This is a genomic window from Streptomyces anulatus (assembly GCF_014650675.1).
Classification (GTDB): domain Bacteria; phylum Actinomycetota; class Actinomycetes; order Streptomycetales; family Streptomycetaceae; genus Streptomyces; species Streptomyces anulatus.
This window is the reverse complement of sequence record NZ_BMVK01000017.1, coordinates 163,799-188,055: the sequence shown is the minus strand read 5'-3', so window position 1 is coordinate 188,055 and position 24,257 is coordinate 163,799. Positions and strand designations below refer to the sequence as shown.

Genomic DNA, 24,257 nt, shown 5'->3' with positions numbered 1-24,257 from the left:
CATGACGTCAATCGCCAAGGCCGTTCTCACCCTGGAGTTGCAACGCTGAAGAAGCTCAGTGAGCCGGCGTTCCTGGGCGATCAGCTCGGAGATGGTGGGGGAGGCGGTGCTCATGCGCGCTGCTCCTCTTCTTCGTCGTGGTGCGGGAGAAGGGTGACGGAGACGCCCTCACGGGCCGAACGGCGGGCGGCCTCCAGGACGTCCAGCGCGGCGGCGGCCTGCAGCGCGGTGACCGGGTTCCGGCCGGTGCCGCGTACGGCGGCGGCGACGGCGGCGTAGTACGCGGGGTAGTCGCCGGGCAGCGTACGGACCGGGGTGCCGCCGCCGGTCAGCGGGGACTCGCCGGAACCGAGGCGGCCCCACAGCTCCTCCGCCTCCTCGCCCCACGGCTCACCGGCCACCGGGCGCAGGCCCTCGCGCAGGGCCGCCTCCTGCGGGTCCAGGCCGTACTTCACATAGCCCGCCTTCGAGCCCAGCACCCGGAAACGCGGGCCGAGCTGGGCCGTGGTGGCGCTGACGTGGAGATGCGAGCGGACCCCGTTGGCGTGGGTGATCGCCAGGAACGTGTCGTCGTCCGCCGCCGCGCCGGGACGCCGTACGTCGGACTCGGCGTACACCTGGACCGCCGGGCCGAACAGCACCAGCGCCTGGTCGACGACATGGCTGCCCAGGTCGAACAGCAGACCGCCGATCTCCTCCGGGTCGCCCGACTCGCGCCAGCCGCCCTTCGGCTGCGGCCGCCAGCGCTCGAACCGGGACTCGAAGCGCTGCACCTCGCCCAGTTCGCCCTCGGCGATCAGCCCGGCCAGGGTGCGGAAGTCGTTGTCCCAGCGGCGGTTCTGGAAGACCGAGAGCAGCAGCCCGCGCTCCTCGGCGAGAGCCGCGAGCTCGCGCGCCTCGGCGGCGGTTCCGGCGACCGGCTTGTCCACGACCACCGGAAGGCCCGCCTTCAGCGCGGCCGTCGCCAGCGGGACGTGCGTCCTGTTCGGGGTGGCGATCACGACGAGGTCCAGCTCGTCGGCGCGCTCCCACAGCTCGTCCGGCGAGGCGGCGAGGCGGACGCCGGGGAAGGCGGCGAGGGCCTCGGCCCGGCGTTCCTCGTTCGACGTGACGACCGTGTCGAGCACCAGTCCTTCGGTCGCGGAGACCAGCGGGGCGTGGAAGACGGAGCCGGCCAGGCCGTAGCCGACGAGGGCGACGCGGAGGGGGGCGTCGGGGGCGTTGGGGGTCATGCATTCCACTTAAGCAACGCTGTTGCCAAAGTGCAAGCGACCGGCACAATGGGGCGGTGAAGAGGAGCGAGCCGTGAACAGGACCAGGACGAAGGCCCCTGCGGGGGTGAATCTCCCGGCGCTGCGCCACCACAACGCCGCGCTGGTGCTGGACCTGCTGCGGGCCGCCGGGGCGGAGGGCATCAGCAGGCTGGAGCTGGCCGAGGGCACCGGCCTCACCCCGCAGGCCGTCAGCAAGATCACCGCCCGGCTGCGGGAGGACGGTCTCGCCGTCGGCGCGGGCCTGCGCCCCTCCACCGGCGGCAAGCCGCGCACCGTGCTGCGGCTGGTCCCCGACGCGCAGTTCGCCGTCGGGCTGCACCTGGACCGCGACGGGCTCACCGCCGTCCTGGTCGACCTCGCGGGCCGCCCGGTCGCGGTCACCCGCGCGCCGCTCGACCTCGGCGCTCCGGCGGACCGGGTCCTCGCGGACGCGGCGGACGCGGTGCGGGACCTGTGCGCCGCCGAACCGCACAAGCCGGTGCTCGGCGTCGGCGTCGCCGTGCCCGGCCCGCTGGACCACCGGGACGGCGTCCTGCACCGGGTCACGGGATTCCCGCAGTGGGACGGGTACCCGCTGCGCGCCGCCCTGGCCGAACGGACCGGGCTGCCGGTGGTGCTGGACAAGGACACCAACGCCGCCGCCCTCGCCGTGGCCCTGTCGCTCGACGAGCCGCGCGGCGACTTCGCCTACCTCCACCTCGGTACGGGGCTGGGCGCGGGCCTGGTCCTCGGCGGCGAGGTGCACCGGGGCGCGCGGACGGGGGCGGGCGAATTCGGCCACCAGACCCTCCAGTTGGACGGCCCGCTCTGCGGCTGCGGCGGACGCGGCTGCATCGAGGTGCTGTGCCTGGCCGCCGAGGCGCGCGGCGACCGGGGTGAGGCCGCCCGGGTCCTGGGAACGGGCGCGGCGAACCTGGTCGGCCTGCTCGGCGTCGACCGCGTGGTCCTGGGCGGCAGGACGGTGGCCGCCGACGAGGATGCGTACGTACGGGGCGTCCGGGCCGTGATCGAGGAGCGGGCCGCGCGGGGCGGGGCGGGCGCGGGCGTGACCGTCACGGTCGCCCGGGGCGGCGACCGGCCGGTCGCGGAGGGCGCGGCGCAACTGGTGCTCGCGCCGGTGTTCGGGCGGGTGGGGGAGCAGGCCGGGGGCCGGGCCGGGGAGCTGAGTGGCGAGCGCGGGAGCGGGGCGGGAAGCACAGGGGGGAGCAGTCGGGTGATCCTATGAATCAAGTCGGCATGTCGACTCTCTGAGTCCGCGCGCGCGTGCTTGCGTCGGAGGCCATCGCCGGAGGCCTCGGCCCCGGTCGTCCGCGAGCAGCGAAGGGTGCCCCCTCATGACCCCCACTTCCTGCGCACGGCGGCGTGACGCCCGTGCGCTCGCCGCCCTCGGGCTGGCCGCCGGGATCACGGTGCCCGCCGCGCTTCTGGGCGGTCCGCAGGCCGCCGCCCTGCCGGCCGTGTCCGCACCCGCTTCCTTAGCCGCCGACCGGCAGCCGGTCTGCGGTGACCCGGCCGCCAAGGACTTCCCCATCGAGACCCGGATCCAGGACGCCCCGGACAGGTACGCCTCCGGCGGCGGCTACGGCACCTGGTTCCTCGACCTCACCAACACCACCGACACGACGTGCCGGGCCCTGCACCCGGTCCTCGTCCTCGCCGACCGCGACCGCCGGCTGACCTCGGACCAGATCCAGCTGGAGTTCTCCGAGCCCGGCCGCCCCGGGGTCGAACACCGGGTCACCTGGGAGAGCACCGACCGCGACGAGCAGATCGGCGTCTTCGGCGGCGAGCGGGACGACCGGGACGACCGGCGCGAGAAGGCGGAGGGTGGGGAGGAAGGCGAGGCGGGGACGTCGACCGGCGCAGGCGCGGGTACGGGCGCCGACGGCTCCGGCGACGGCTTCCTCGGGTTCACCGTTCCCGCCGGCGAAACCGTCTCCGTACGCGTCCGGATGGCCTTCACCTCCGACACCGACCCCGGCCCGGTCACCGCCCACGCCGCCGTCGTCCAGCGCCGCCACCAGGACAAGGCCAAGGGCGGCGGGCGCGAGGACGGCGAATGGGTGGGGGAGTCGGAGGACTACGCCTTCGTGATCGTCGACGGCGCCACGGGCGGCATCCGTGAACCGGAACAACCTCGTTCCGAACAGCCCCGTTCCGAGCGCCCGCAGCCCGAGCGCTCGCAGCCGGAACGTCCCCGGGTGGAGCGTCCCGATCCGGAACGTGCCGACCCTGAATACGTCGGCCCGGGGCGCGTCGACCCGGGCGACGGCACCCGTACGGACCCCGGCACGGGCCGGGAACCGTCCCCGGACCGCGACCCCGCCCCCCGGCCGCCGACCCGTCCCGGAACCGGGGAGGAGGGCAGGGGCGCCGACGAGGAGCACCCCGGGCTCCCGCCCCGCGTCGGCCCGGGTCGCCCGCTCCCCGAACTCGCCCGCACCGGACCGGCGTCACTGTCCTGGACCGGGGCGGCCGCCGGGGCGCTCCTGCTCGGCGGGACCGCCCTGGTGCGGTACGCCCGCCGGCTCCGCCGCACCGCGGACTGACCGGCCGCGGCGGAGCCCGTAACGCCGCCCGTTCACCCGCGTCTGCAACCATCGGGCCGTGGACTACCCGAACGACCAGGCACCTGGCGCACCGATCCGCTCCGGCATCCCCGAGCACGGCCGTATCCCGAAGTACTACGCGGTCAAGGCCCGTATCGCGGTGCTGCTGGACGAGTTGGGCGAGGGCGGGCTCCTGCCCACCGAGCGGGAGCTCGCCCAGCGGCACGAGGTCGCGCGCGAGACCGTCCGCCAGGCCCTGCGCGAACTCCTCCTGGAAGGGCGGCTGCGCCGGCAGGGGCGCGGCACCGTCGTCGCCGGGCCCAAGCTGGAGCAGCCGCTCTCGCTGGCCAGCTACACCGAGGGCGTCCGCCGCCAGGGCCGGCGGCCCGGCCGCCACCTCATCGGCCTGGACCGCTTCCCCTGCCCCGAGGAGCTCGCCGCCGAGATCGCGGTCGAGCGGGGCGAGCCGGTCTGGCACCTGGAGCGGGTGCTGCTCGCCGACGACGAACGCGTCGGCCTGGAGAGCACGTACGTCGGCGTCGCCCGCGTCCCGGACCTGGACACGGAGTTCGACCCGGACTCCTCCTTCTACGCCTACCTCCGCGACCGCCTCGGCATCGCCTTCGGCGACGCCGACGAGCGGATCGAGACCGTGCTCGCGACCCCCCGTGAGGCCCTGCTCATCGGGACCCCGCCCGCCCTGCCGATGCTCCTGATCCACCGGCTCTCCCGGGACGCCGACGGCCGGCCGCTGGAGCGCGTACGGACCCTGTTCCGCGGCGACCGCTTCTCCTTCTCCGCCCATCTGCGGGGCGAGCGGCGGAGCTGAGAACGGCCTGTTCCCTGCTTCACCACATCACCCTTAAGGTCACGGAAAGATAACGGGTCTGGTCCAAACTTGCGGGGTCGTTCACCGTCCCGTCGGTGAACGGACGCGTGCGGGACACCCCTCCCGAGGAGCGTGGCCGACGTGAGAGTCATCGTCGTAGGAGCCGGCGTGGTGGGAACCATGCACGCCTGGCACGCAGTCAGCCGCGGCCACGAGGTCGTACAGATCGAGCGCGAGAGCGAGGCACGCGGGGCATCGCTCCGCAATTTCGGACAGATATGGGTCAGCGGCCGGGCCGGCGGCGAGGAGCTGGAGACCGCCCTGCGCGCCCGTGAGCTGTGGGAGTCACTCGGGGAGCAGGTGCCCGGACTCGGTTTCCGCGCCTGCGGTTCGCTCACCCCGCTGCGCACCGCACGCGAGGTCGCCGTCGCCGAGGCGGCCGTCGCCCGGCCCGACGCGGCGGCGCGCGGCTACAAGCTGCTCGCCGCCGACGAGGCGCGGGCGATCAACCCCGCCCTGCGCGGCGCGTTCACCGCCGCCCTGTGGTGCGAGCGGGACGCGGCCGTCGAACCCCGCACCGCCCAACTCGCCCTGAAGGAACACCTGCTGGCCACCGGCCGCTACACCTTCCTCGGTGGCCGTGAAGTGCGTGACGTCGTCGGGACCGCCTCGGTGCGCGACGACCACGGCGACGTCCACACCGGTGACGCCGTGATCCTCGCGACCGGCGCCTGGCTCGGCGGGCTGGTCCGCGAACTCGCCGGGCCCGAGCTGCCCGTGCGCCGCGTCCGCCTCCAGATGATGCAGACCGACCCGCTCGGCGAACCGCTCACCACCTCCGTCGCCGACGCCGACAGCTTCCGCTACTACCCCGCCTACCGGGGCGAGGCGCTCGACGCCCTCAACGCCGGACAGGCCCAGGACCCGGTGGCAGCCGAGCACCGCATGCAGCTCCTCATGGTGCAGCGCCGCGACGGCGGACTGACCATCGGCGACACCCACGAGTACGAGCACCCCTTCGCCTTCGACACCGTCGAGGAGCCCTACGAGCACCTCACCCGGGTCGTCGAGGCCTTCCTCGGCCGCCCGCTGCCACGCGTACGCCACCGCTGGGCGGGCGTCTACGCCCAGTGCACCGACACCTCACGCGTCGTTCACCGGCAGCAGGTGTCCGACGGGGTCTGGCTCGTCACCGGGCCCGGCGGGCGCGGCATGACGTGCTCGCCCGCCATCGCCGAAACGACCGCCGACCAACTGGGCTGGTGAAACACATGACTTCCCCGACCGACATCACGCGCGACCCCTTCCGCCTCGTCGTCCTCGACATGGCCGGGACCACCGTCGCCGACGGCGGCCTCGTCGAGCAGGCCTTCTCCGCCGCCGCCCAACGCCTCGGCGTACGGCCCGGATCCGACGAGCACGCCCGCCAACTCGCCTACGTCCGCGCCACCATGGGCGAGTCCAAGATCTCCGTCTTCCGGCACCTCTTCGCAGGTGAGGGCGGTGATGGCGGCGAGGACGGCGAGGACAAGGCCCAGCGCGCCAACACCGCCTTCGAGGAGGCGTACGGAGAACTCGTCGACGCCGGCCGCATCGCACCCGTCCCCGGCGCCCGCGAGGCCGTCGAACGGCTCGCGTCCGAGGGCCGCACCGTCGTCCTGACCACCGGCTTCGCCCGCCCCACCCAGGACGCCATCCTCGCCGCCCTCGGCTGGCAGGACCTCGTCCCGCTCACCCTCTGCCCCGCCGACGCGGGCGGCCGGGGCCGGCCCTTCCCGGACATGGTGCTGGCCGCCTTCCTGCGCACCGGGGCCGTGGACGACGTCCGGCGGACCGCGGTGGCCGGCGACACCTCGTACGACATGCTCAGCGGCGTACGCTCCGGCGCCGGGATCGTCGCCGGGGTCCTCACCGGCGCCCACGACAAGGACCGGCTGACCCGGCACGGCGCGACCCACGTGCTCGGGTCCGTCGCCGAACTGCCCGACCTCATTGCGCGGGCCGAGGCAGCCGGACTGCCGGATCCCGCAGCGCGGGCCGAGGCGGCCGGGCTGCCCGCCGCTGCCCGGGCCGAGGCATGAGCGCCCCGGCCCCCGCCGTGCCCGGCGCCCCCACCCCCGGCCGGACCGCCCCCGCCGCCCCCAGCGGCATCCGCTTCGAGGGCGTCACCGTCGCCTACGGCGGGAACGTCGTCCTCGACCGGCTCGACCTCACCGTCGAACCCGGCGAGGTGATGGCCCTCCTCGGGCCGTCCGGCTCGGGCAAGACCACGGCGCTGCGCGCTGTCGCCGGGTTCGTCCGGCCCGCCTCCGGGCGGGTGTTCCTCGGCGGCCGGGACGTCACCGCCCTGCCCCCGCACCGGCGCGGCATCGGCATGGTCGTCCAGAGTTACGCCCTCTTCCCGCACCTCAAGGTCAAGGACAACGTGGCCTTCGGGCTCAAGGCCCACCGCACCCCGAAGGCCGAGATCCCCGGCCGGGTCACCGAGGCCCTCGAACTCGTCGGCATGGCCGCGTACGCGGAGCGCCACCCGCGCGAACTCTCCGGCGGCCAGCAGCAGCGCGTCGCCATCGCCCGCGCGCTCGCCATCCGCCCCGGCGTCCTGCTCCTCGACGAACCGCTCTCCGCCCTCGACGCCCGGCTCCGCTCCGGGATGCTCGCCGAACTGGCCCGGCTGCACCGCGAGTTGCCGGACGTCTCCATCCTGTACGTCACCCATGACCAGGTCGAGGCCCTCACCCTCGCCGACCGGATCGCCGTCATGGACCGGGCCCGGCTCCAGGACTGCGGCACCCCCCAGGAGCTCTACCGCCGTCCGCGCACCGAGTTCACCGCCTCGTTCGTCGGCAACGCCAACCTCCTCCCGGTCACGGTCGCCGGTGAAGGAGCCGTCGGGTTCGGCGGCCACGCGCTCGCCGTCCCCACCGGCACCGCCGCCCCCGGAGCCACGGCGACCCTCTGCGTCCGGCCGCACCTGGTCGGCCTCGGCGACGGGCCCAACGCCCTCACCGGCAGCGTCACCGAGGTCCAGTGGCGCGGCTCCACCCACCGCGTCCACGCCGACGTCGACGGCCACCGGCTCATGGCCGACCTCCGCGAACTGCGCGAGCCCCCGGCGCTCGGCGACCCGGTCACCCTGCACTTCGCGGCCGAGGACGCGGTGCTGCTCCCGGCCGGAGCGAGCGAACCGGCGGGAGTCGGCCCATGACCACGGCCACCACCGCCACCGCCGTCGCCCCCCGGACCCCGGCCGGACCGGTCCCCGGCCCCGCCCCCGCACGGTCCCGTTCCGTCCCCGCCTGGGTCTGGGCGCTGCCGCCCGTCGCCGTCCTCGCGCTCGCGTTCCTCTACCCGCTGGCCCTCGTCGTCCAGCAGTCCGTCACCCCCGACGAGGGCGGCGTCTCGCTCGACCCGTACGCCGACGTCTTCGCCTCCGAGGTCTTCCGCTCCGCGCTCACCACCACCGTGTGGCTCGCCGTCGGCTCGACCGTGGGCTGCCTCGTCCTCGGGTTCGTCCTCGCGCTGGTCATCGCGTTCGTCCCGTTCCCCGGCGGGAAGGCGGTCGCCCGGTTCGTCGATGTGTTCCTCTCCTTCCCGTCCTTCCTCATCACCCTGGCCCTGCTGTTCGTCTACGGCTCCGTCGGGATGGCCAACGGGCTCTGGACCGATGTCACCGGGGCGGCGGAGGGGCCCTTCCACTTCCTGACCACCCCCTGGGGCGTCCTGCTCGCGGAGATCACCTACTTCACGCCGTTCGTGATGCGTCCGCTGCTCGCCGCGTTCTCCCAACTCGACACCAGCCAGCTCGAAGTGGCCTCCTCGCTCGGCGCCGGGCCCGTCCGGATCATCCGGCAGGTGATCCTGCCCGAGGCGCTGCCGGCCCTCGCGGCGGGCGGCAGCCTCGTCCTGGTGATGTGCCTCAACGAGTTCGGGATCGTCCTGTTCACCGGGGCGAAGGGCGTCACGACGCTGCCGATGCTCGTCTACAGCAAGGCGATCCTGGAGTCGGACTACCCGGCCGCCTGCGTCGTCGCCGTCGTCAACATCGCGATCTCCGTGGGCCTCTACAGCCTCTACCGGGTGGTGAGCCGTCGTGCTGGTGCATAGCCGGGCCGGGAAGTGGGCCACCTGGGCCGTCTTCCTCCTCCTCTTCGTCCCGCTGTTCGCGGTGCCCCTGCTCGTCATCCTCGCCGCGTCCCTCGCCACGAACTGGTCCGGCGCCTTTCCCTCCGGACCCACCGTCGAGCGCTACTCCGCCGCGACGAGCGGCGACTCCCTCCAGGCGCTGACCACCAGCCTGGTCACGGCCGTGGCCGCGAGCGTGCTGGCACTCACCCTCGGAGGCTGGGCGGCGCTGGCCGCCGCCTCTCTCCGCAAGCGCGGAAAGCGGCTCCTGGACGCCCTGTTCATCCTGCCGGTCGCCGTGCCCTCGGTGGTCGTCGGCCTCGCCGTGCTGGTGGCCTACAGCCAGCCGCCCGTGCTGCTCAACGGGACGCGCTGGATCGTGATCCTCGCCCACACCGTGCTCGTCACCGCGTTCGCGTACCAGTCGGTCTCCGCCGCCGTACGCCGTCTGGACCCGATGTACGAACAGGCCGCCGCCGGCCTCGGGGCAAGCCCCGCCCGGGTCCTGTGGCGGATCCGGCTGCCCCTCCTGCTGCCCTCGCTCACCTCGGCCGCAGGGCTCTGCTTCGCCCTGTCCATGGGGGAGCTGAGCGCCACGATGATGCTCTACCCGCCGGACTGGACCCCGCTGCCGGTGCAGATCTTCGCCGCCACCGACCGGGGCTCCCTCTTCACCGGCGCCGCCCTCGCCGTGGTCCTGATGACGGCGACGCTCCTCGTCCTGGCCGCCGTCTCCCGCATCCGGACCCGCGCCTCCTACCGCTGATCCCCACCCCCGTACCCCCTGGAGAAATCCCATGCGCAACCGTGCCCGTGCCCTCGCCCTCCCCATGGCCGGCCTCGCCGCCGTCACCCTCACCGCCTGCGGCGGCTCCTCCGCCGCGTCCGACGAGAAGTCCGTCACCGTCTACAGCGCCGACGGCCTCAAGGGCGAGAACGGCGACGGCTGGTACGACAAGGTCTTCAAGGACTTCGAGAAGAAGACCGGCATCGAGGTGAAGTACGTGGAAGGCGGCTCCGGCGAGATGGTGCAGCGCGCCGCCCGCGAGAAGTCCAACACCCAGGCCGACGTGCTCGTCACCCTGCCGCCCTTCATCCAGCAGGCCGACGCCAAGGGCCTCCTCACCGCGTACGAGCCGAAGGGCGCCGACCAGGTCGACGGCGCCGACCGGGCGGCCGACGGGAAGTGGACCTCCGTCGTCAACAACTACTTCGGCTTCGTCCACAACAAGAAGGAGCTGAAGAACCCGCCCAGGACCTGGGAGGACCTGCTCGACCCCTCGTACAAGGAGAAGGTCCAGTACTCCACCCCCGGCGTCGCGGGCGACGGCACCGCCGTCCTCATCAAGGCGATGCACGACTTCGGCGGCCAGGAGCCGGCCATGGCGTACCTGAAGAAGCTCCAGACCAACAACGTCGGCCCGTCCGCCTCCACCGGCAAGCTCGCCCCCAAGGTCGACAAGGGAGAACTCCTCGCCGCCAACGGGGACGTCCAGATGAACTTCGCCCAGTCCAAGGACATGCCCAACCTCTCCATCTGGTTCCCCGCCAAGGGCGACGGGAAGCCCACCAGCTTCGCCCTGCCGTACGCCGCCGGCCTCGTCGCGAAGGCCCCGCACAGCGAGAACGGCAAGAAGCTGCTCGACTTCATGCTCTCCGAGCAGGCCCAGCGCGACGTCAGCGCGGTCGGCGGGGGATTCGCCGCCCGCAAGGACATCGAGGCCACCGACGCCAACGCCGTCGAACTGGCCGGTCTGATGGAGGGCGTGGAGATCTTCGAGCCCGACTGGGCGGACATCGGCGCCAACCTGGACACGTACATCGACGCCTGGAAGTCGGCCACCGGAAGCTGACCGGTCACCTCTCCGCCACGGATTCCTGCGAAGGTCTGGACTCGGCCCGGTTGTCTCGCGAAGGTAACGGGTCTGGTCCAGAAGGCAGTTCACGCCCAGCCCCGTCCGACCCGCCCCCCTCCCTGGAGGATCACGTGTCCCGGTCCCTGTCCCGACGCTCCGTGCTCGCCACCACCGCCGCCGCGGCCACGGCAGCCGCCGTCGGCCCCCTCGCCACCGCCACCGCCGCGCACGCCGCGCCCACCCTCCCCGACGGCACCAGCAAGGACAAGGTGCTCGTCGTCGGCATGGACGGGCTGCGCCACGACGTCATCGCCGCCGCCAAGGCCCCGCACCTCAAGTCGATGATGGCCAACGGGACGTACGGCACCTCGCTGCTGTACGCCAACCCGATGGCCGCGACCTCCTCCGGCCCCGGCTGGTCGACCATCTCCACCGGCGTCTGGCCCGACAAGCACGGCGTCAAGGAGAACTCCTTCGCCGGGAAGAACTACGGGAAGTACCCCGGCTTCCTCGCCCGCCTCGCCCAGGTCCGCCCCCAGCTCTCCACCTACGCCGCCGTCGACTGGAAGCCCCTGGACGCCCAGGGCACGGTCACCCCGGGCGCCGACGCCAAGCTCGTCCTCGACGGCGACGCCGACGGCTACACCGGCCACGACGCCACCATCGCCGCCGAGACCGAGTCGATCCTCCGGAACCAGAACCCGGACGTCCTGTTCGTCTACTTCGGCCAGACCGACATCGTCGGCCACAACTCCGGTGCCGCCAGTGCCAAGTACCGCGAGGCGATCGACGTCCAGGACGGCTACCTCGGCCGCCTCCTGGCCGCGATCAGGGCCCGCCCCTCGTACGCCACCGAGCGGTGGACCGTCATCGTCACCACCGACCACGGCCACACCGACTCCGGCGGCCACGGCGGCAGCGCGATCGAGGAGCGGCGCACCTTCGTCCTCGCCCAGGGCCCCGGCATCGCGGCCGGCGCCCGCCCCGCCGACACCCGCCTCGTGGACGTCGCCGCCACCGTCTACCGGCAGCTCGGCATCGTCCCCGACCCCGCCTGGGGCCTGGACGGCAAGCCGATCCAGGAACGCTCCACCGACCCGTTCGAGGCCCTGTACCCGGCGCTCGCCGGACGCACCGACGAGACCGGCATCCCGGCCGGCATCCTCGGCTGGACCCACACCGCGCCCAGCGGCTGGTCCGTCGTGAACTCCGCGATGGGCACCGGGGGCGTCGCCGAGTGGCGCGGCTGGTCCTTCGCCACCGACGAGTTCTGGAGCCGCAGCCAGCGCGACCAGTCCCGTGAGCTGAACGTCCGCTCGCGCGGGATCTTCGCGGTCGCCGACTCCGACGAGTGGGACGACAAGGCGTCCTCGGGACCGTACGACTCCACGCTCGTCACCCCGGCGTACGCGGTCGGCGGCAGGTCGAGGGTGACGCTCGGCTTCACCACCCTCTACCGGCAGGAGGGCAGCCAGAGCGCCCGCGTCCTCGCCTCCTGGAACGGCGGAACGCCCGTCGAGGTGAAGCGCTACACCTCCGACGTGATCTCCCAGCCCCAGGCGCTCACCCTGGACGTCCCGGCCGGGGCCGCCAACGTGAGCTTCCGGTTCCACTACACCGGCAGCAACAACTGGTACTGGGTGATCGACGGGGTCACAGTGACCGCGAGCTAATTATGCTGGGGGTGCCGGGACGGCGTGGTCCGGGCACCCCCAGCACGCAGTGCGTACGGCAGGAGTCCCGACACATGGCAGAGCGCAAGCCGATCTCATCCTGGCTCACCGACATGGACGGCGTCCTCATCCACGAGGGCACCCCCATCCCCGGTGCCGATGCCTTCATCAAGCGGCTGCGGGATTCCGGGCTGCCCTTCCTCGTCCTCACCAACAACTCCATCTACACCGCGCGCGACCTGCACGCCCGGCTGAAGCGCATGGGCCTGGACGTGCCCGTGGAGAACATCTGGACCTCCGCGCTCGCCACCGCCCAGTTCCTGGACGACCAGCGTCCCGGCGGCACCGCGTACGTCATCGGCGAGGCCGGTCTCACCACGGCCCTGCACGACATCGGGTACGTCCTCACCGACCACGACCCGGACTACGTGGTGCTCGGCGAGACCCGGACGTACAGCTTCGAGGCGCTCACCAAGGCGATCCGGCTGATCAACGCGGGCGCCCGCTTCATCTGCACCAACCCCGACGAGACCGGCCCGTCCGCCGAGGGCCCGCTGCCCGCCACCGGCTCGGTCGCCGCCCTCATCACCAAGGCCACCGGCAAGGACCCGTACTTCGCGGGCAAGCCCAACCCCCTGATGATGCGGACCGGTCTCAACGCCATCGGCGCGCACTCCGAGACCAGCGCCATGATCGGCGACCGGATGGACACCGACGTCCTGGCGGGCCTGGAAGCGGGCATGCAGACCTTCCTGGTCCTCACCGGGCTGACGTCCGTCGCCGACATCGACCGCTACCCGTACGGTCCCTCGCACGTCGTCGAGTCCATCGCCGACCTGGTCGACCTCATCGACCTGCCGGACCAGGTGGACCAGGGGAAGCAGGCCGAGCAGGCCGACAGCCGCTGACCTGCGCGGACCGCATCCGCAGTCGCCCGGGCGTCGCTCGAATGGAGGACTGCGGATGCGGGCCGCCGCCGCAGACGTGAACCTTCCCGTAGGAGGTTCACGATGCGTTCAATCCCCCTCACGTTCTGTGCCGCAGCGGCGGCCGCACTCATAGCCGTGCCCGCCCCCGCCGCCCTGGCGTCCCCGGCCGCCCCGGCCGGTGACGACGACCGGCGCACCGGCACCGTCTCGGTCACCCCGTCCACCATCGCCCCCGGCGGGAAGGTGGAGCTGTGGGTCGACGTCTGCGGCAAGGGCCGCGAGGCGACGGGCAACTCCGACGCCTTCTCCTCGGAGGCACACTTCCGCCCCGCCGACGACAAGGGCCTCTTCGCCGAGGCCCGGATCCGGGACGACGCCGAGCCCCGCTCCTACGACGTCTGGGTGACGTGCAAGGACGGACGATCCAAGGCGACCGGCACCCTCACCGTCATCCACCACAACCGCCCCTCGCCCGCCGCACCTGTCAAGGCGGGCGGCGGAGGCACCGCCACCCTCGCCGAACGGTCCACCGAGGCCGAGGGCCCCGGCACCCGGCACGCGGTGATCGGACTGGTGCTCGCCGCCGTCGCGGCCGTCGCCGTCGCCCTGCGCAGCTCGCGCCGGCGCCGCGGCCCGGCCGGCAGCTGACATGGGAGCCCCGGACCGCCCGGCAGGAAACGGGCGACTGCTCACCGGAGTGACCTGGGCCGTGCTGCTGCTCGGCCTGTGGATCTGGGGCCGGGACGCCGGCGGCGGGCTCGGCGGCCTGTCGGGGCCCACCACCGGCGACGTGGCCGCGGTCGGCCGCCCCCTCGGGGCGGAGCTGCCCCCGGCCCACGACCCGCTCGACGGGGCGGCCCCCGAACGCGTCGAGGTCCCCTCCGTGGGGATCTCGGCCCCCGTCATCGCGCGCGGCCTCGACCGGGACGGGGCCATCGACCCGCCCCCGTACGGCATGCCGAAGACCGCCGGCTGGTACGGCGACGGCGCCCGGCCCGGGGCGAAGGGCGCGGCCCTGTTCGTCGGCCATGTCGACACCGACACCAGGCCGGCGGTCTTCTACGGACTCAGCGCGGTGAAGCCGGGGGCCCGGATCGAGGTCGCCCGGACCGACGGCAGCGTCGCGGAGTTCACCGTGGACGACGTCCAGCTCGTCACCCGCGAACGCTTCGACGCGCAGAAGGCGTACGGGCCCCGCGAGGACGGCCGGGCCGAGCTGCGGCTGATCACCTGCGGCGGGACGTACGACCACAGGACCCGCTCCTACACGGCGAACGTGGTCGTCTCCGCCTACCTCACCGGCGCGAAGGACGCGAAGGACGCGAAGGACGCGCAGGACGCCGGGGACGGCGGGGAGCGCGTCCGGGCCGTGGGCCACGGCAGCCGAGGCTGACCCGCCGACCACCGGCCCACCGCATCCCGCACCACGTCAAACCCGGCCCGGCCGGCCGCCTCTCACGGGGCGTGCCGGCCGGGCCGGTCCTCGACCGCGTGCGCCCGGCCGCGGGAGTCGCCCGGCGCGGTACGGGAGGTCGGTTCGGTGGGGGGAGGGGCCGGGCGCCGGGTTCCTCGCCACTGTAGGGGGACCCGCCGGACGGATGACCGGCTTTCGAACAGGATGTCCGGAACCGGTGCACCTGTGTGACCGTTGTACGGGTGGGAGCGTGGGCGCCCGGCCGCTGTGCCAGGATGGATCGGACCGGCAGCACATCGGTGCAACCAGTGAGCAACAGTGCAGGCAGTGCACCCAAGGGGGAGTGGATGTACGGCAGTTACACCGGCCGGTCCCGGACGCGCGGGCGCGCGGCGGGCCTGCGGACGACCGGCACGGCGGCGGCGCTCGGGGCGGCCCTGCTGCTGGCGGGCTGCTCCGGCGACGGGGAGGGCGGCGACAAGCAGAGCGCGCCGACCGTCGAGCAGCAGCCCAAGGACAAGGATCCGTACTGGGTCAACCCCGACGGCAACGCGGCCCGTCAGGTCGCCGCGTACAGCGAGGACGGCGACGAGAAGAACGCCGAGCTGATCCGGAAGATAGCGCGGCAGCCGGTCGGCGAGTGGATCGGCCCGGACACCCCCGAGGCCGAGGTCAAGGGCGTCACCGAGGCGGCGGCCGCCGTCGACCGGGACGCCCTGCTGGTCCTCTACAACATCCCGCACCGCGACTGCGGCCAGTTCTCCAAGGGCGGCGCCTCCGACGGCAACGCCTACCGGGCCTGGCTGGACAGCGTCGCCAAGGGCATCGGGGACCGCAGCGCCACCGTGATCCTGGAGCCGGACGCCCTGCTCCACCTGGTCGACGGCTGTACGCCCCAGGAGTTCCACGAGGAGCGCTACGACCTCCTCAAGGGCGCGATCCAGCGGCTGAAGCAGCAGCCCGCCACCAAGGTCTACCTGGACGCGGGCAACGCGGGCTGGCAGTCGCCCGACGCGCTGTTCCAGCCGCTCCAGCGGGCCGGGATCGCCGAGGCGGACGGCTTCTCGCTCAACGTCTCCAACTTCCAGACGACGGCCGTCTCCACGGAGTTCGGCAAGAAGCTGTCGGAGAAGATCGGCAACAAGCCCTTCGTCATCGACACCAGCCGCAACGGCAACGGCCCCTACAAGGGCGGCGACCCCGCCGAGAGCTGGTGCAACCCCCCGGGGCGCGCACTGGGCGAGGCCCCGACCACCCAGACCGGCGACGAACGGGTCGACGCCTACCTGTGGATCAAGCGCCCCGGCGAGTCCGACGGCGACTGCAAGGGCGGCCCGAAGGCCGGCGCCTGGTGGCCGGAGTACGCACTGGGCCTGGCCGGCGCCACGAAGTAGGCGCGGAACGCGACGGCGCAGGCCAACGCGACGAAGGCCGCACGCGGGAAGAGACCTCCTCCCGCGTGCGGCCTTCGTCCTGTACGTCCGGTGCGTACGCGCCCTACTCGGGCACCTCCACCCACATGCCCTCCGACGGGGTGCCCTGGTCGTCGGTGACGAACAGCATGTACCAACCGGACGGCACCAGCGCCCGGTTCTCCGGCACGGTGACGGTGATCCCGTCCTTCGACTTCTTCATCTCCAGCGCGATGGTCCGCTGGTCGGTGTCGGTGACATGGGTGACCGCCGAGGGCCGCATCAGCTTCGCCGAGGTGATCTTCGAGGCGTGCTGGGTGGTGAACAGGCCCGTACCGCCGCGCTCGATCTTCTTGGGCCCGGCCGTCAGCTCCGGCTTGGAGTCCCGGTAGAGGTAGGGCGGGGTGTAGATCTCGATGCGCTGCTCGAAGACGCCGGGCCGGGTGTTGGCCTTGTCGGAGTAGAGCGAGTCCGAGCCGAAGATCATGACCCGGCCGTCCGGCAGCAGCAGGGAGCCCGAGTGGTAGTTCCGGCCGACCGCCGGGTCCGCGACCTGCTTGTACGTATCGCTCTTCGCGTCGTACAGCCGGGCCTGGAGCACGTCCGAACCGCCGCGTCCCCGGTAGTCGCTGGACCCGCCGGTGACCAGCAGGGAGTCGTCGGGCAGCAGCGAGGCGCTGGGGTAGCGGGTGCCCTCGGAGAGGGACGCGCCGTCGGTGAACTCCGGGTTCTTCTTCCCGAGGTCGACCAGCCGGGACTTCTCGCTGGACTTCTCCGACTCGCCGACCCCGCCGCCGCCGATCACCATGAACTTCTCGTCCTGGGCCGGGGGCAGCCGCACGGTCGCCGAGGTCTCCATCTGGTCCGGGTCGCTCAGCCCGGGGATCTTCTTGAACTTGTTCGTCGACAGGTCCCAGACGCCCGGGTCACGGCCCACGTCCGCCGGACCGTATCCGGCGTTGGAGCCGGAGTAGAAGAGCTTGCCGTCATTGAGCAGGAAGACCGCCGGATAGGTGGGGAACTTCCGTTCGATGCCGGTGTACTCCCACTTCTTGGTCGCCGGGTCGTAGATCTCGTCCTTGCCGGGGACGATCTGCCCGATCTCGTCCAGACCCGACAGCGCGAGGACCTTGCCGTCCTCCAGCGTCGTCAGCGTCGGATACCAGCGGGCCTCGTTCATCGGGTCGACGGGTATGTACTTCTCCGCGACCGGGTCGAACTCGAAGGCGTCCTTGATCCCCTGGAAGTCCTTCTTGTCCAGGGCCAGCTTCTGCGCGATGCCGTAGACGTTGCGGGTGTCCGAGCCGGACAGGCCCGCCACCCGGTAGTTGTCCTCGGTGCCGGTCTCGTACTGCTTGCCGGTCTTCTGCGCCTCGACGTAGATCCGGCCGAGCCCGGGGTCGTTGCGCAGGAAGGCGCCGGTCTGCTTGTCGAAGACCTTCTTCGCCTTCTCCACCAGCACCGGGTCCTTGGAGACGTACGTCTTGCCGTTCTCCTTACCGGTGAACCGGGTGCCCGCGGGCAGGGTGATCGGCTTGTCCGGGTTCTCGTTGTGGACGATCATCAGGCCGCCGGCCTTGGTGACGTCGCCCTGGAGCTTCTCGTAGCGCTTGGTGCCGCCGGCTATGAGGAGCTTGCCGTCGGGCAGCTGGGTGTGCCCGGCGCAGAACATGTCCTTGGGCGTGGGGATGTCCTTGAAGACGTCCGTCTTCGGGTCCCACAGCACCGAGCGGAAGCTCTTCGCGTCGAAGTTCTTCTGGTTGTTCCCGGAGCCCGCGACGAGCAGCACCTTGCCGGTGTGCAGCAGTGCCGCGTGGATCGTGTTGATCCGGTGCTCGGAGGGGACGTCCAGGAAGTCCCAGTGGCCGTTGGCCGCCTTGTACTCCGGCTGGTTGATCTTGTACTCGTGGTAGCGCTCGGTGCTGAAGCGGTACAGCCAGGGCCCGTTCGCCCCCGCGAGCGCGAGAACCACCGCCGTACTGATCGCCAGGCGGCGGGTACGGCGGCTCGGACGGTACTTCATTTCTTACGTCCCCCAAGGGCGATCTGGGCGATCTGCATGGTCTGGTCATTGCCCGGCGCACCGGGCAGGGGCTGGGGCCTCGGCTCCGGGGCCGGTCCGCCGCTGCGGTGCGATCCGCCGCCCGCCCGGCGCTTCTTCTTCTCCGCACGGACCGTGTACCGCCAGCCGATGATCGGCGCCGCGGTGATCAGCAGCGCCAGCGTGGCCCAGGTGACCATCGCCGGGTGGCTGTGGCCCAGGAAGAACGAGGAGATCATCGACGCGCCGAAGACGAAGATGAAGAACAGGTGGATGCGGAAGGTGCCGAACAGCGTGTCCGGGCTCGACGAGTCGCCCTTGGGCGTCACCACGAACGAGCTCTTGCGGCGCAGCACCGCGTCCATCAGCGAGCGGGCGTAGATCGGCGCGGAGAGCGCGGACATCACCATGCCGGCCAGACCGCCGGAACCCTCGGGTTCGTGCGGCGAGACGTTGTGGCGGCGGTTCCAGATGTACAGGCCGATCTGGAGCGCGGAGGCGTTGCCGTACAGCATCATCCAGATCGTCGGGTCGATCTGGACACCGGAGGCGCCCATGCCGAGGAACAGCGCGCAACTGAGGGCCGCGAGGATCCAGTTCAGGGCCGACATCGGATAGAAGATGATCATCATCGTGTAGTTGAAGAGCTTGCCGGGCGGCATGGTCCCGAAGCCCTTCCAGAACTGCCCGATGATCGTCTCGTAGGTGCCCCGGGACCAGCGCAGCTGCTGGGTGAAAAAGTCCGTCCACGCGGTCGGCCCCTCGCCGACGGCCAGCACGTCCGGCGTGTAGACCGAGCGCCACTTCTTGCCTGTGGCCGGGTTGCGGTGGCGGTGGATCTCGAAGCCGGTGGCCATGTCCTCGGTGATCGAGTCGTACAGGCCGCCGATCTGCTTGAGCGCCGAGATGCGGACCGCGTTGCTGGTGCCGACGAACATGGGCGAGCCGTAGCGGTTGCCCGCGCGCTGGATCAGGGCGTGGAAGAGGAACTGCTGCGACTCGGCGGCCTTGGTGACGAAGGTGTCGTAGTTGCCGTAGACCTGCGGGCCGATGACGAAGCCGACGTCCGGGTCGCGGAAGTAGCCGAGCATCCGCTCCAGGTAGTTCGCCATCGGGATGTGGTCGGTGTCGACCGAGGCGAAGAAGTCGTAGTCGCCGCCGTGCGCGTCCAGCCAGGCGTTGTAGTTGCCGTGCTTGGTCTTGGCGCGGTGCGGGCCCTTGGCCTGGTTCCAGTGCGCCACGCCCTTGCGGGAGAAGTGGTGCACGCCGAGCCGGGCGCAGACCTCCTTGACCGCCGGGTCGTCTCCCTCGTCCAGCAGCCAGACGTGCATCAGACCGCGGTGGCGGATCCGCACGGCCGCCTCCAGGGTCTTCGTCACCATCTCCAGCGGTTCCTTGCCGGGGACGAAGGAGGTCAGGAAGGCGACCTTGGTGCCGGACTCCGGGATCACCGGCACCGGGTCGCGGGCGACCAGGGTGGCATGGGCGTTCGACAGGACGTTCATCGTGCGGAACAGCTCGATCAGACCGATCGAGACCAGCATGACGATGTCGAGGACCAGCAGGAGGTCGTTGTCCAGGTTCGGATCACGGTCCGTCCAGTGGCTGGGCTGCATCAGCCAGGCGAAGAGGCCGAGCGAGACGAGGGGAGCCGCGCCGAGCAGGAGCGCCGCGCGCACCCGGTGCGGCTCCTGCGATATGAGCGAGCGGTACTGGACCTTGTACGGCTTGCCCGCGGGGGGCTGCGTCAGCGGTCCGGCGAGCCGGCTGTAGTGCTCGTAGTCGTAGCGCGGCAGCTCCTTCTTGGCACGCCGCCGCGCCGCGCCCGCCCGCAGCCCCGCGGGTATCCGGAGCTGTGTCGTCCGGGAAGCGTCGTTCTCCTGCCGGTCGCCTGGCGGCGTCGACGTCATGGGTACATCCCCCCGCACGCATGCTGGTGCGTGACTGGTCGGTCTCTTTCTTCGTGCGCGGTGGGCCCCCGTTCTTCACCGGGCACGCACACGGTGGCAGGCCACCGTCCCCACAGACAGGGAACGGCAGCCTTCCGGTTGCATGATGCCCCCTCGGCGTCCGCTCTTGAGCGGGACCCCCACCCCGCGGCGCAGACAACCGGAACGTCACGCTCTGCTGTGCCAACTGTACGGATCAGCAGTCCTCTTGGACCCGATGGTCCCCAGACAGATTGTCCGACACCGAACGGGATCGCAAGGGTGAAACGGACTGGTTACCGGTCATACGCACGATTTGACCCCAGCTTGTGGAGGGGGTGTGACGAAGCGGAGACCGGCGCTCGCTCTCCCTCTGTCACTGCTCCGTCACTGCTCCGCGACGGTCCGGGGTCCGGTGCGTAGCTGTACGTATGCGGCCGCGGGGTGTCACCGGATACCGGACGGGGAATGATCAAAGCCCCCTCACTGAACGTGAGAGGGCTTTGACTGTGCGTGCGCCGTCAGGGACTCGAACCCCGGACCCGCTGATTAAGAGTCAGCTGCTCTAACCAACTGAGCTAACGGCGCCTGCTGACCTGAAGAACTCTACCCGACTCCCCGGGGTGCTCCGAACCATTTACCGGACGCCACGCCCCATCAGATAGTCGTTTTTTTCCTTTGTTCCGTCAAAATGCGATATGTCGGGAGAGTTGAGACACTGACGCCCGTTGCAGGTGCGCCCAAAGATCTTGACGAATGACGAGTGCGGAGGGGAATCGCATGACTGTGCCGGTCTTCGAGGAGTACGAACCCGCCATCGACTGCGGATGCGCGGGGTGCGCCGTACGGCGGCGCTCCGCCGCGAGGGCCCTGCCGGTGCGGCGTGGCGGCCACCCCGCCGCGCACGGCGCGCGCCGCGCCCTGGTGCTGGCCACGGCCGCCGGGGTGGTCCTCTCCTGCGGGGCGGCGGGAGCGGCCGCGGCCGCCGGTTACACCCCCGGGGCCCCGCACGCCGACGGGGGAGCCGATCCCGAACCGGCCACCCCGCAGGGTGAGAAGGGGCCGCTGCGGGGCACCGGCGCCTCGGGCCCGCCGTCCGCCGGATCGGCCGTGCCCAGGACGACCCGCGCCGACATCATCAACCGGGCCAAGAAGTGGGTGAGCGCGAAGGTCCCGTACAGCATGGAGAAGTACTGGTCGGACGGCTACCGCCAGGACTGCTCCGGCTATGTGTCGATGGCCTGGAACCTCGGCAACAACGAGTGGACCGGCAGCCTCGCCGCCTACGGGACCCGGATCGCCCGCGCCGACCTCCAGCCCGGCGACATCCTCCTCTTCCACAACCCGGCCGACCCCTCCAAGGGCTCGCACGTCACGATCTTCGGCGGCTGGACCGACCACACGCGCACGCATTACGTCGCCTACGAGCAGGCGCGCCCGCAGACGCGGAAGCAGTCGACGCCCCTGGCGTACTGGAACAACTCCGACCGTTATGTGGCGTACCGGTATAAAGGGGTCTCGGGTGGATCGCCCGGCTCCGGATCCTCCACGACCTTCCCCGGGGCCAAGAAGTTCGGCCCCGGCGCCGACAACAAGTACGTCACCCAGCTCGGCCGGATGCTGGTCCAGCGGGGCGGCAAGCGTTTCTACGCGGTCGGACCCGGGCCCGTGTGGAGCGCGGCGGACAAGCGTGCGACCCAGGCGTTCCAGCGGGCGCAGGGCTGGCAGGGCAAGGAGGCGGACGGCATCCCGGGCCCGGACACCTGGCGCCTGCTGGCCACCGGCGGCGGACGGAACATTCCGGCCGCCGGTGCGGGCGGCAGCCCGAATACGGCGGTCGCGTTCCCCGGGCGCGGCTATTTCAAGCCGGGTCAGTCCAACGGCCATGTCGACCGGCTCGGCAAACAGTTGGTGAAGAAGGGATACGGCAAGCACTACGTGTCGGGCCCCGGCCCGCGCTGGACCGAGGCCGACCGCCGCAACGTCGAGGCGTTCCAGCGGGCCCAGGGCTGGCGCGGCGGTGCGGCCGATGGTTACCCGGGGCCGGAGACCTGGCGCCGGCTCTTCGCGTGACGGACGTGACGGAAAGGAATCGGGAACCGGTGACCCCCAACGACGACCAGACCCCCCGGACCAGCTCCACCCCCACCCCCAGCCCCCACTCCCTGGACGACCAGCTCCCGCCGTCCCTCTTCGACCCGCCGGGCAGGGGAAGCCCGCCCCCGCTCTTCGGCCCCGCCGTCGACAGGACCCCGACGCCGGATCGTGAGCGTGCGCCGCGACCGGCCGCCGAGCCCGGGCCCACATCCGAGCCCGACGCGAAGCCCGTGCCCGCGTCCGCATCCGAGCCCGGGCCCGACGCGAAGCCCGGGCCGGACGCCGGGCTTCCGCCGCTGTTCGGCCGTGCGGACCGGGACCCTGCCGAGGCCGGCAAGGTCCCGCCCGCGCCCCCTAGGGCCGGATCCCCGGAGCCCCCGAACGTGAGCCTCCATCTGGGCTCCGCCCCGGACCGCCGAACGACCGGGCCGACCCCGGCCGCCGCCGACGACGGCCGCGCCGGGGATGCCCGCGCCGGTGAGCGGCCGGCCTCCGGCCGCCCCGCCCCGGACGGCCGATCGGCCGGGCCGACTCCGACCGCCGCCTCCGACGGCCGCCCCGCGCCCGGCGGTCCCGGCGGCGGCCGCCCCGCCCCCGCGCGCCCCGTGCCGCTCGACGGGAACCTCCACCTCAAGCCCGTCCGGCGTTCGAGGACGGAACCCTCGGCGGAGTGGACCCCGCATCCGTCCTACGGGGCCGAGCCGGAGCCCGGGAAGGGCCCCGCCCGGAAGGCCCCGGCCGGACACGGGCCCGAGGGCGCTCCCGCGAGGGGATCCGTCGACGGCCCCGGGCCCGACACCGAGCTGGACCTCGTCCTGGACCTGGCCCCCGGCGACCGGGCCGCCTCCGCCACGTTCTCCGTACCGGTGTCCCTGCCCGTCCCCACGTCCCCGACCGCCGCGACGCCCGCGTACCCCGGCCGCCGCCACTCCGTCATCGCCAACGAGACCACCGCCTCCATCCCCGTACACCTCCTCTTCCGCGACGACCAGGAGCCGGCCGAGCCGGGCGCCGCCGCGGTGCTGCCCGCGGCCGTCGTCCGCCGCCCCGCCACCGGGGACCGCTCGCCCGCCACCCGGCGGCCCCCCGTGCCGCGTTCGCCGCAGACGCGGGTCCAGCCGCCGACCCGGCCCGCCCCGGTCGCCGACCCCCGCCTCGCCGAACGCCCCGGCCCCGCCCTGCCCGGCTACGCCGCCCTCCTCGTCGGCGCGGCCGGAATCACCGGCGGGCTGGCCGTCCTGTGGTGGCGCGGCGCACTGCCCGCCACCTGGCAGACGGCCGTCGGTCTCACCCCCCGGGCCGACCTCGGCGTCGGCTTCGGCGCCTGGGCCCTGCTCGCCCTCCTCGCCACCGTGGTGCTCCTCGCGCTCGGCGGCCTCGGCCGGGGACGGGTCGGGTACGCGTGGGTGCTGACGCTCTTCGGCGACTACCGGGGCAGCGTCCGGCGCACCGGCCTCGTCTGGGTCTCGCCCCTGCTGCTGCGCCGCCGCGTCGACGTACGGCTGCGGCACTGGCGCAGCGAGCCGCTGCCCGCCGTCGACGCGAACGGCACCGCGCTGCGCGTGGTCGTCCTCGTGGTGTGGCGGATCAAGGACACGGTCCGGGCCGTCCTCGGCATCGAGGACCACGAGGCGTACCTGAGCGCCCAGGTCGAGGCCGCGATGGCCCGGGTCCTCTCGCAGCTGCCCGCCGACGCGTTCCACGAGGACGCCCCGAGCCTGCGCGACGCGGAGGCGGTCGGCGACGCGCTGACCCGGATGCTGAAGGCGGACTGCGAACCCGTGGGCGTGGAGGTGTACTCGGCGCAGCCGACCGGCATCGAGTACGCCCCCGAGGTCGCGGCGGCGATGCAGCGGCGACGGATCGCCGCGATCGACTCCAAGCACCGGGACAGCGTGCTCACCTCCGTGGTGGACGCGGTCGACGACACGGTCAACCGGCTCACCACGCGCGGCATCGTCGAACTCGACGACTACGAACGCAAGGCGCTCGTCAAGGACTTGACGGTCGCTTTCTACACCGGCCGCAGCGGGGGAGGAGACGGGGCCTGAGGCCCCGGGGGAGTGCCGGGGGAGTGCCGGGCGAGGCACGAGGGAAGCGTGGGGACGGTCCGGGGGCGGTCCGTCCACC

19 protein-coding genes and 1 tRNA gene are annotated in these 24,257 nt (G+C 72.5%); 16 read left to right on the top strand and 4 right to left on the bottom strand.

Translation table 11 applies throughout. The features are described 5' to 3' along the window. Positions 1–110: 110 nt before the first annotated feature. Positions 111–1,232 carry a Gfo/Idh/MocA family oxidoreductase gene (locus tag IE272_RS31615; RefSeq protein ID WP_190009190.1) on the bottom strand — a complete coding sequence of 374 codons (1,122 nt, stop codon included), beginning with the start codon at positions 1,230–1,232 and terminating at the stop codon, positions 111–113. Positions 1,233–1,305: 73 nt separating this feature from the next. Between IE272_RS31615 and IE272_RS31610 the strand changes: the two genes are divergently transcribed. From IE272_RS31610 to IE272_RS31545, 14 genes are all read left to right on the top strand, one after another. Then, entirely contained in the window at positions 1,306–2,499 is a 1,194-nt protein-coding gene (locus tag IE272_RS31610) for an ROK family transcriptional regulator (RefSeq protein WP_229897857.1), read from the top strand. A 109-nt stretch (positions 2,500–2,608) separates the two neighbouring features. Next, positions 2,609–3,823 carry a peptidase gene (locus IE272_RS31605; RefSeq protein ID WP_190009188.1) on the top strand — a complete coding sequence of 405 codons (1,215 nt, stop codon included), beginning with the start codon at positions 2,609–2,611 and terminating at the stop codon, positions 3,821–3,823. A 58-nt stretch (positions 3,824–3,881) separates the two neighbouring features. Next, complete coding sequence (locus IE272_RS31600; protein WP_050359721.1) at positions 3,882–4,652, top strand: GntR family transcriptional regulator; 771 nt, start codon at positions 3,882–3,884, stop codon at positions 4,650–4,652. Positions 4,653–4,793: 141 nt separating this feature from the next. Then, a complete protein-coding gene (locus tag IE272_RS31595) occupies positions 4,794–5,918 on the top strand; it encodes a TIGR03364 family FAD-dependent oxidoreductase (protein WP_190009186.1) in 1,125 nt (374 codons plus the stop codon). A gap of 5 nt (positions 5,919–5,923) precedes the next feature. Continuing rightward, the gene (locus IE272_RS31590) at positions 5,924–6,733 is read left to right on the top strand and encodes a phosphonatase-like hydrolase (protein ID WP_190009184.1); all 810 of its coding nucleotides are present in this window, start codon (positions 5,924–5,926) and stop codon (positions 6,731–6,733) included. Further along, the gene (locus IE272_RS31585) at positions 6,730–7,860 is read left to right on the top strand and encodes an ABC transporter ATP-binding protein (RefSeq protein ID WP_057663055.1); all 1,131 of its coding nucleotides are present in this window, start codon (positions 6,730–6,732) and stop codon (positions 7,858–7,860) included. The genes IE272_RS31590 and IE272_RS31585 overlap by 4 nt, the downstream gene beginning before the upstream one ends. Next, entirely contained in the window at positions 7,857–8,759 is a 903-nt protein-coding gene (locus tag IE272_RS31580; RefSeq protein ID WP_050359724.1) for a 2-aminoethylphosphonate ABC transporter permease subunit, read from the top strand. Before IE272_RS31585 ends, IE272_RS31580 begins: the two co-directional genes overlap by 4 nt. Continuing rightward, the gene (locus IE272_RS31575) at positions 8,746–9,543 is read left to right on the top strand and encodes an ABC transporter permease (RefSeq protein ID WP_190009182.1); all 798 of its coding nucleotides are present in this window, start codon (positions 8,746–8,748) and stop codon (positions 9,541–9,543) included. Before IE272_RS31580 ends, IE272_RS31575 begins: the two co-directional genes overlap by 14 nt. 31 nt (positions 9,544–9,574) lie before the next feature. Continuing rightward, positions 9,575–10,630, top strand: a complete 1,056-nt coding sequence (locus IE272_RS31570; protein WP_050359726.1) for a 2-aminoethylphosphonate ABC transporter substrate-binding protein — start codon at positions 9,575–9,577, stop codon at positions 10,628–10,630. Between the two features lie 134 nt (positions 10,631–10,764). Next, complete coding sequence (locus IE272_RS31565; protein WP_057663052.1) at positions 10,765–12,306, top strand: alkaline phosphatase family protein; 1,542 nt, start codon at positions 10,765–10,767, stop codon at positions 12,304–12,306. A gap of 74 nt (positions 12,307–12,380) precedes the next feature. After that, a complete protein-coding gene (locus IE272_RS31560) occupies positions 12,381–13,214 on the top strand; it encodes an HAD-IIA family hydrolase (RefSeq protein WP_050359728.1) in 834 nt (277 codons plus the stop codon). Positions 13,215–13,316: 102 nt separating this feature from the next. Then, entirely contained in the window at positions 13,317–13,883 is a 567-nt protein-coding gene (locus tag IE272_RS31555) for a hypothetical protein (RefSeq protein ID WP_050359729.1), read from the top strand. 1 nt (position 13,884) lies between these two features. Then, positions 13,885–14,628 carry a class F sortase gene (locus tag IE272_RS31550; RefSeq protein WP_190009180.1) on the top strand — a complete coding sequence of 248 codons (744 nt, stop codon included), beginning with the start codon at positions 13,885–13,887 and terminating at the stop codon, positions 14,626–14,628. Between the two features lie 368 nt (positions 14,629–14,996). After that, complete coding sequence (locus IE272_RS31545) at positions 14,997–16,043, top strand: glycoside hydrolase family 6 protein (protein WP_050359731.1); 1,047 nt, start codon at positions 14,997–14,999, stop codon at positions 16,041–16,043. Between the two features lie 103 nt (positions 16,044–16,146). On the opposite strand, the gene glxA is transcribed toward IE272_RS31545, so the two are convergent. From glxA to IE272_RS31530, 3 genes are all read right to left on the bottom strand, one after another. Further along, on the bottom strand, positions 16,147–18,084 hold the full coding sequence (gene glxA / locus IE272_RS31540; RefSeq protein WP_056707169.1) for a radical copper oxidase GlxA: 1,938 nt from the start codon (positions 18,082–18,084) through the stop codon (positions 16,147–16,149). Then, positions 18,081–20,012 (bottom strand): glycosyltransferase family 2 protein, encoded by a 1,932-nt coding sequence (locus IE272_RS31535; RefSeq protein ID WP_032793265.1) that lies wholly within the window; start codon positions 20,010–20,012, stop codon positions 18,081–18,083. Before IE272_RS31535 ends, glxA begins: the two co-directional genes overlap by 4 nt. Before the next feature lie 532 nt (positions 20,013–20,544). Next, a tRNA-Lys gene (locus tag IE272_RS31530) sits at positions 20,545–20,618 on the bottom strand. A 192-nt stretch (positions 20,619–20,810) separates the two neighbouring features. On the opposite strand from IE272_RS31530, the gene IE272_RS31525 reads away from it, so the two are divergent. Next, entirely contained in the window at positions 20,811–22,103 is a 1,293-nt protein-coding gene (locus tag IE272_RS31525; protein WP_050359733.1) for a peptidoglycan-binding protein, read from the top strand. After that, on the top strand, positions 22,100–24,178 hold the full coding sequence (locus IE272_RS31520; RefSeq protein ID WP_190009178.1) for an SPFH domain-containing protein: 2,079 nt from the start codon (positions 22,100–22,102) through the stop codon (positions 24,176–24,178). The genes IE272_RS31525 and IE272_RS31520 overlap by 4 nt, the downstream gene beginning before the upstream one ends. Positions 24,179–24,257 lie beyond the last annotated feature (79 nt).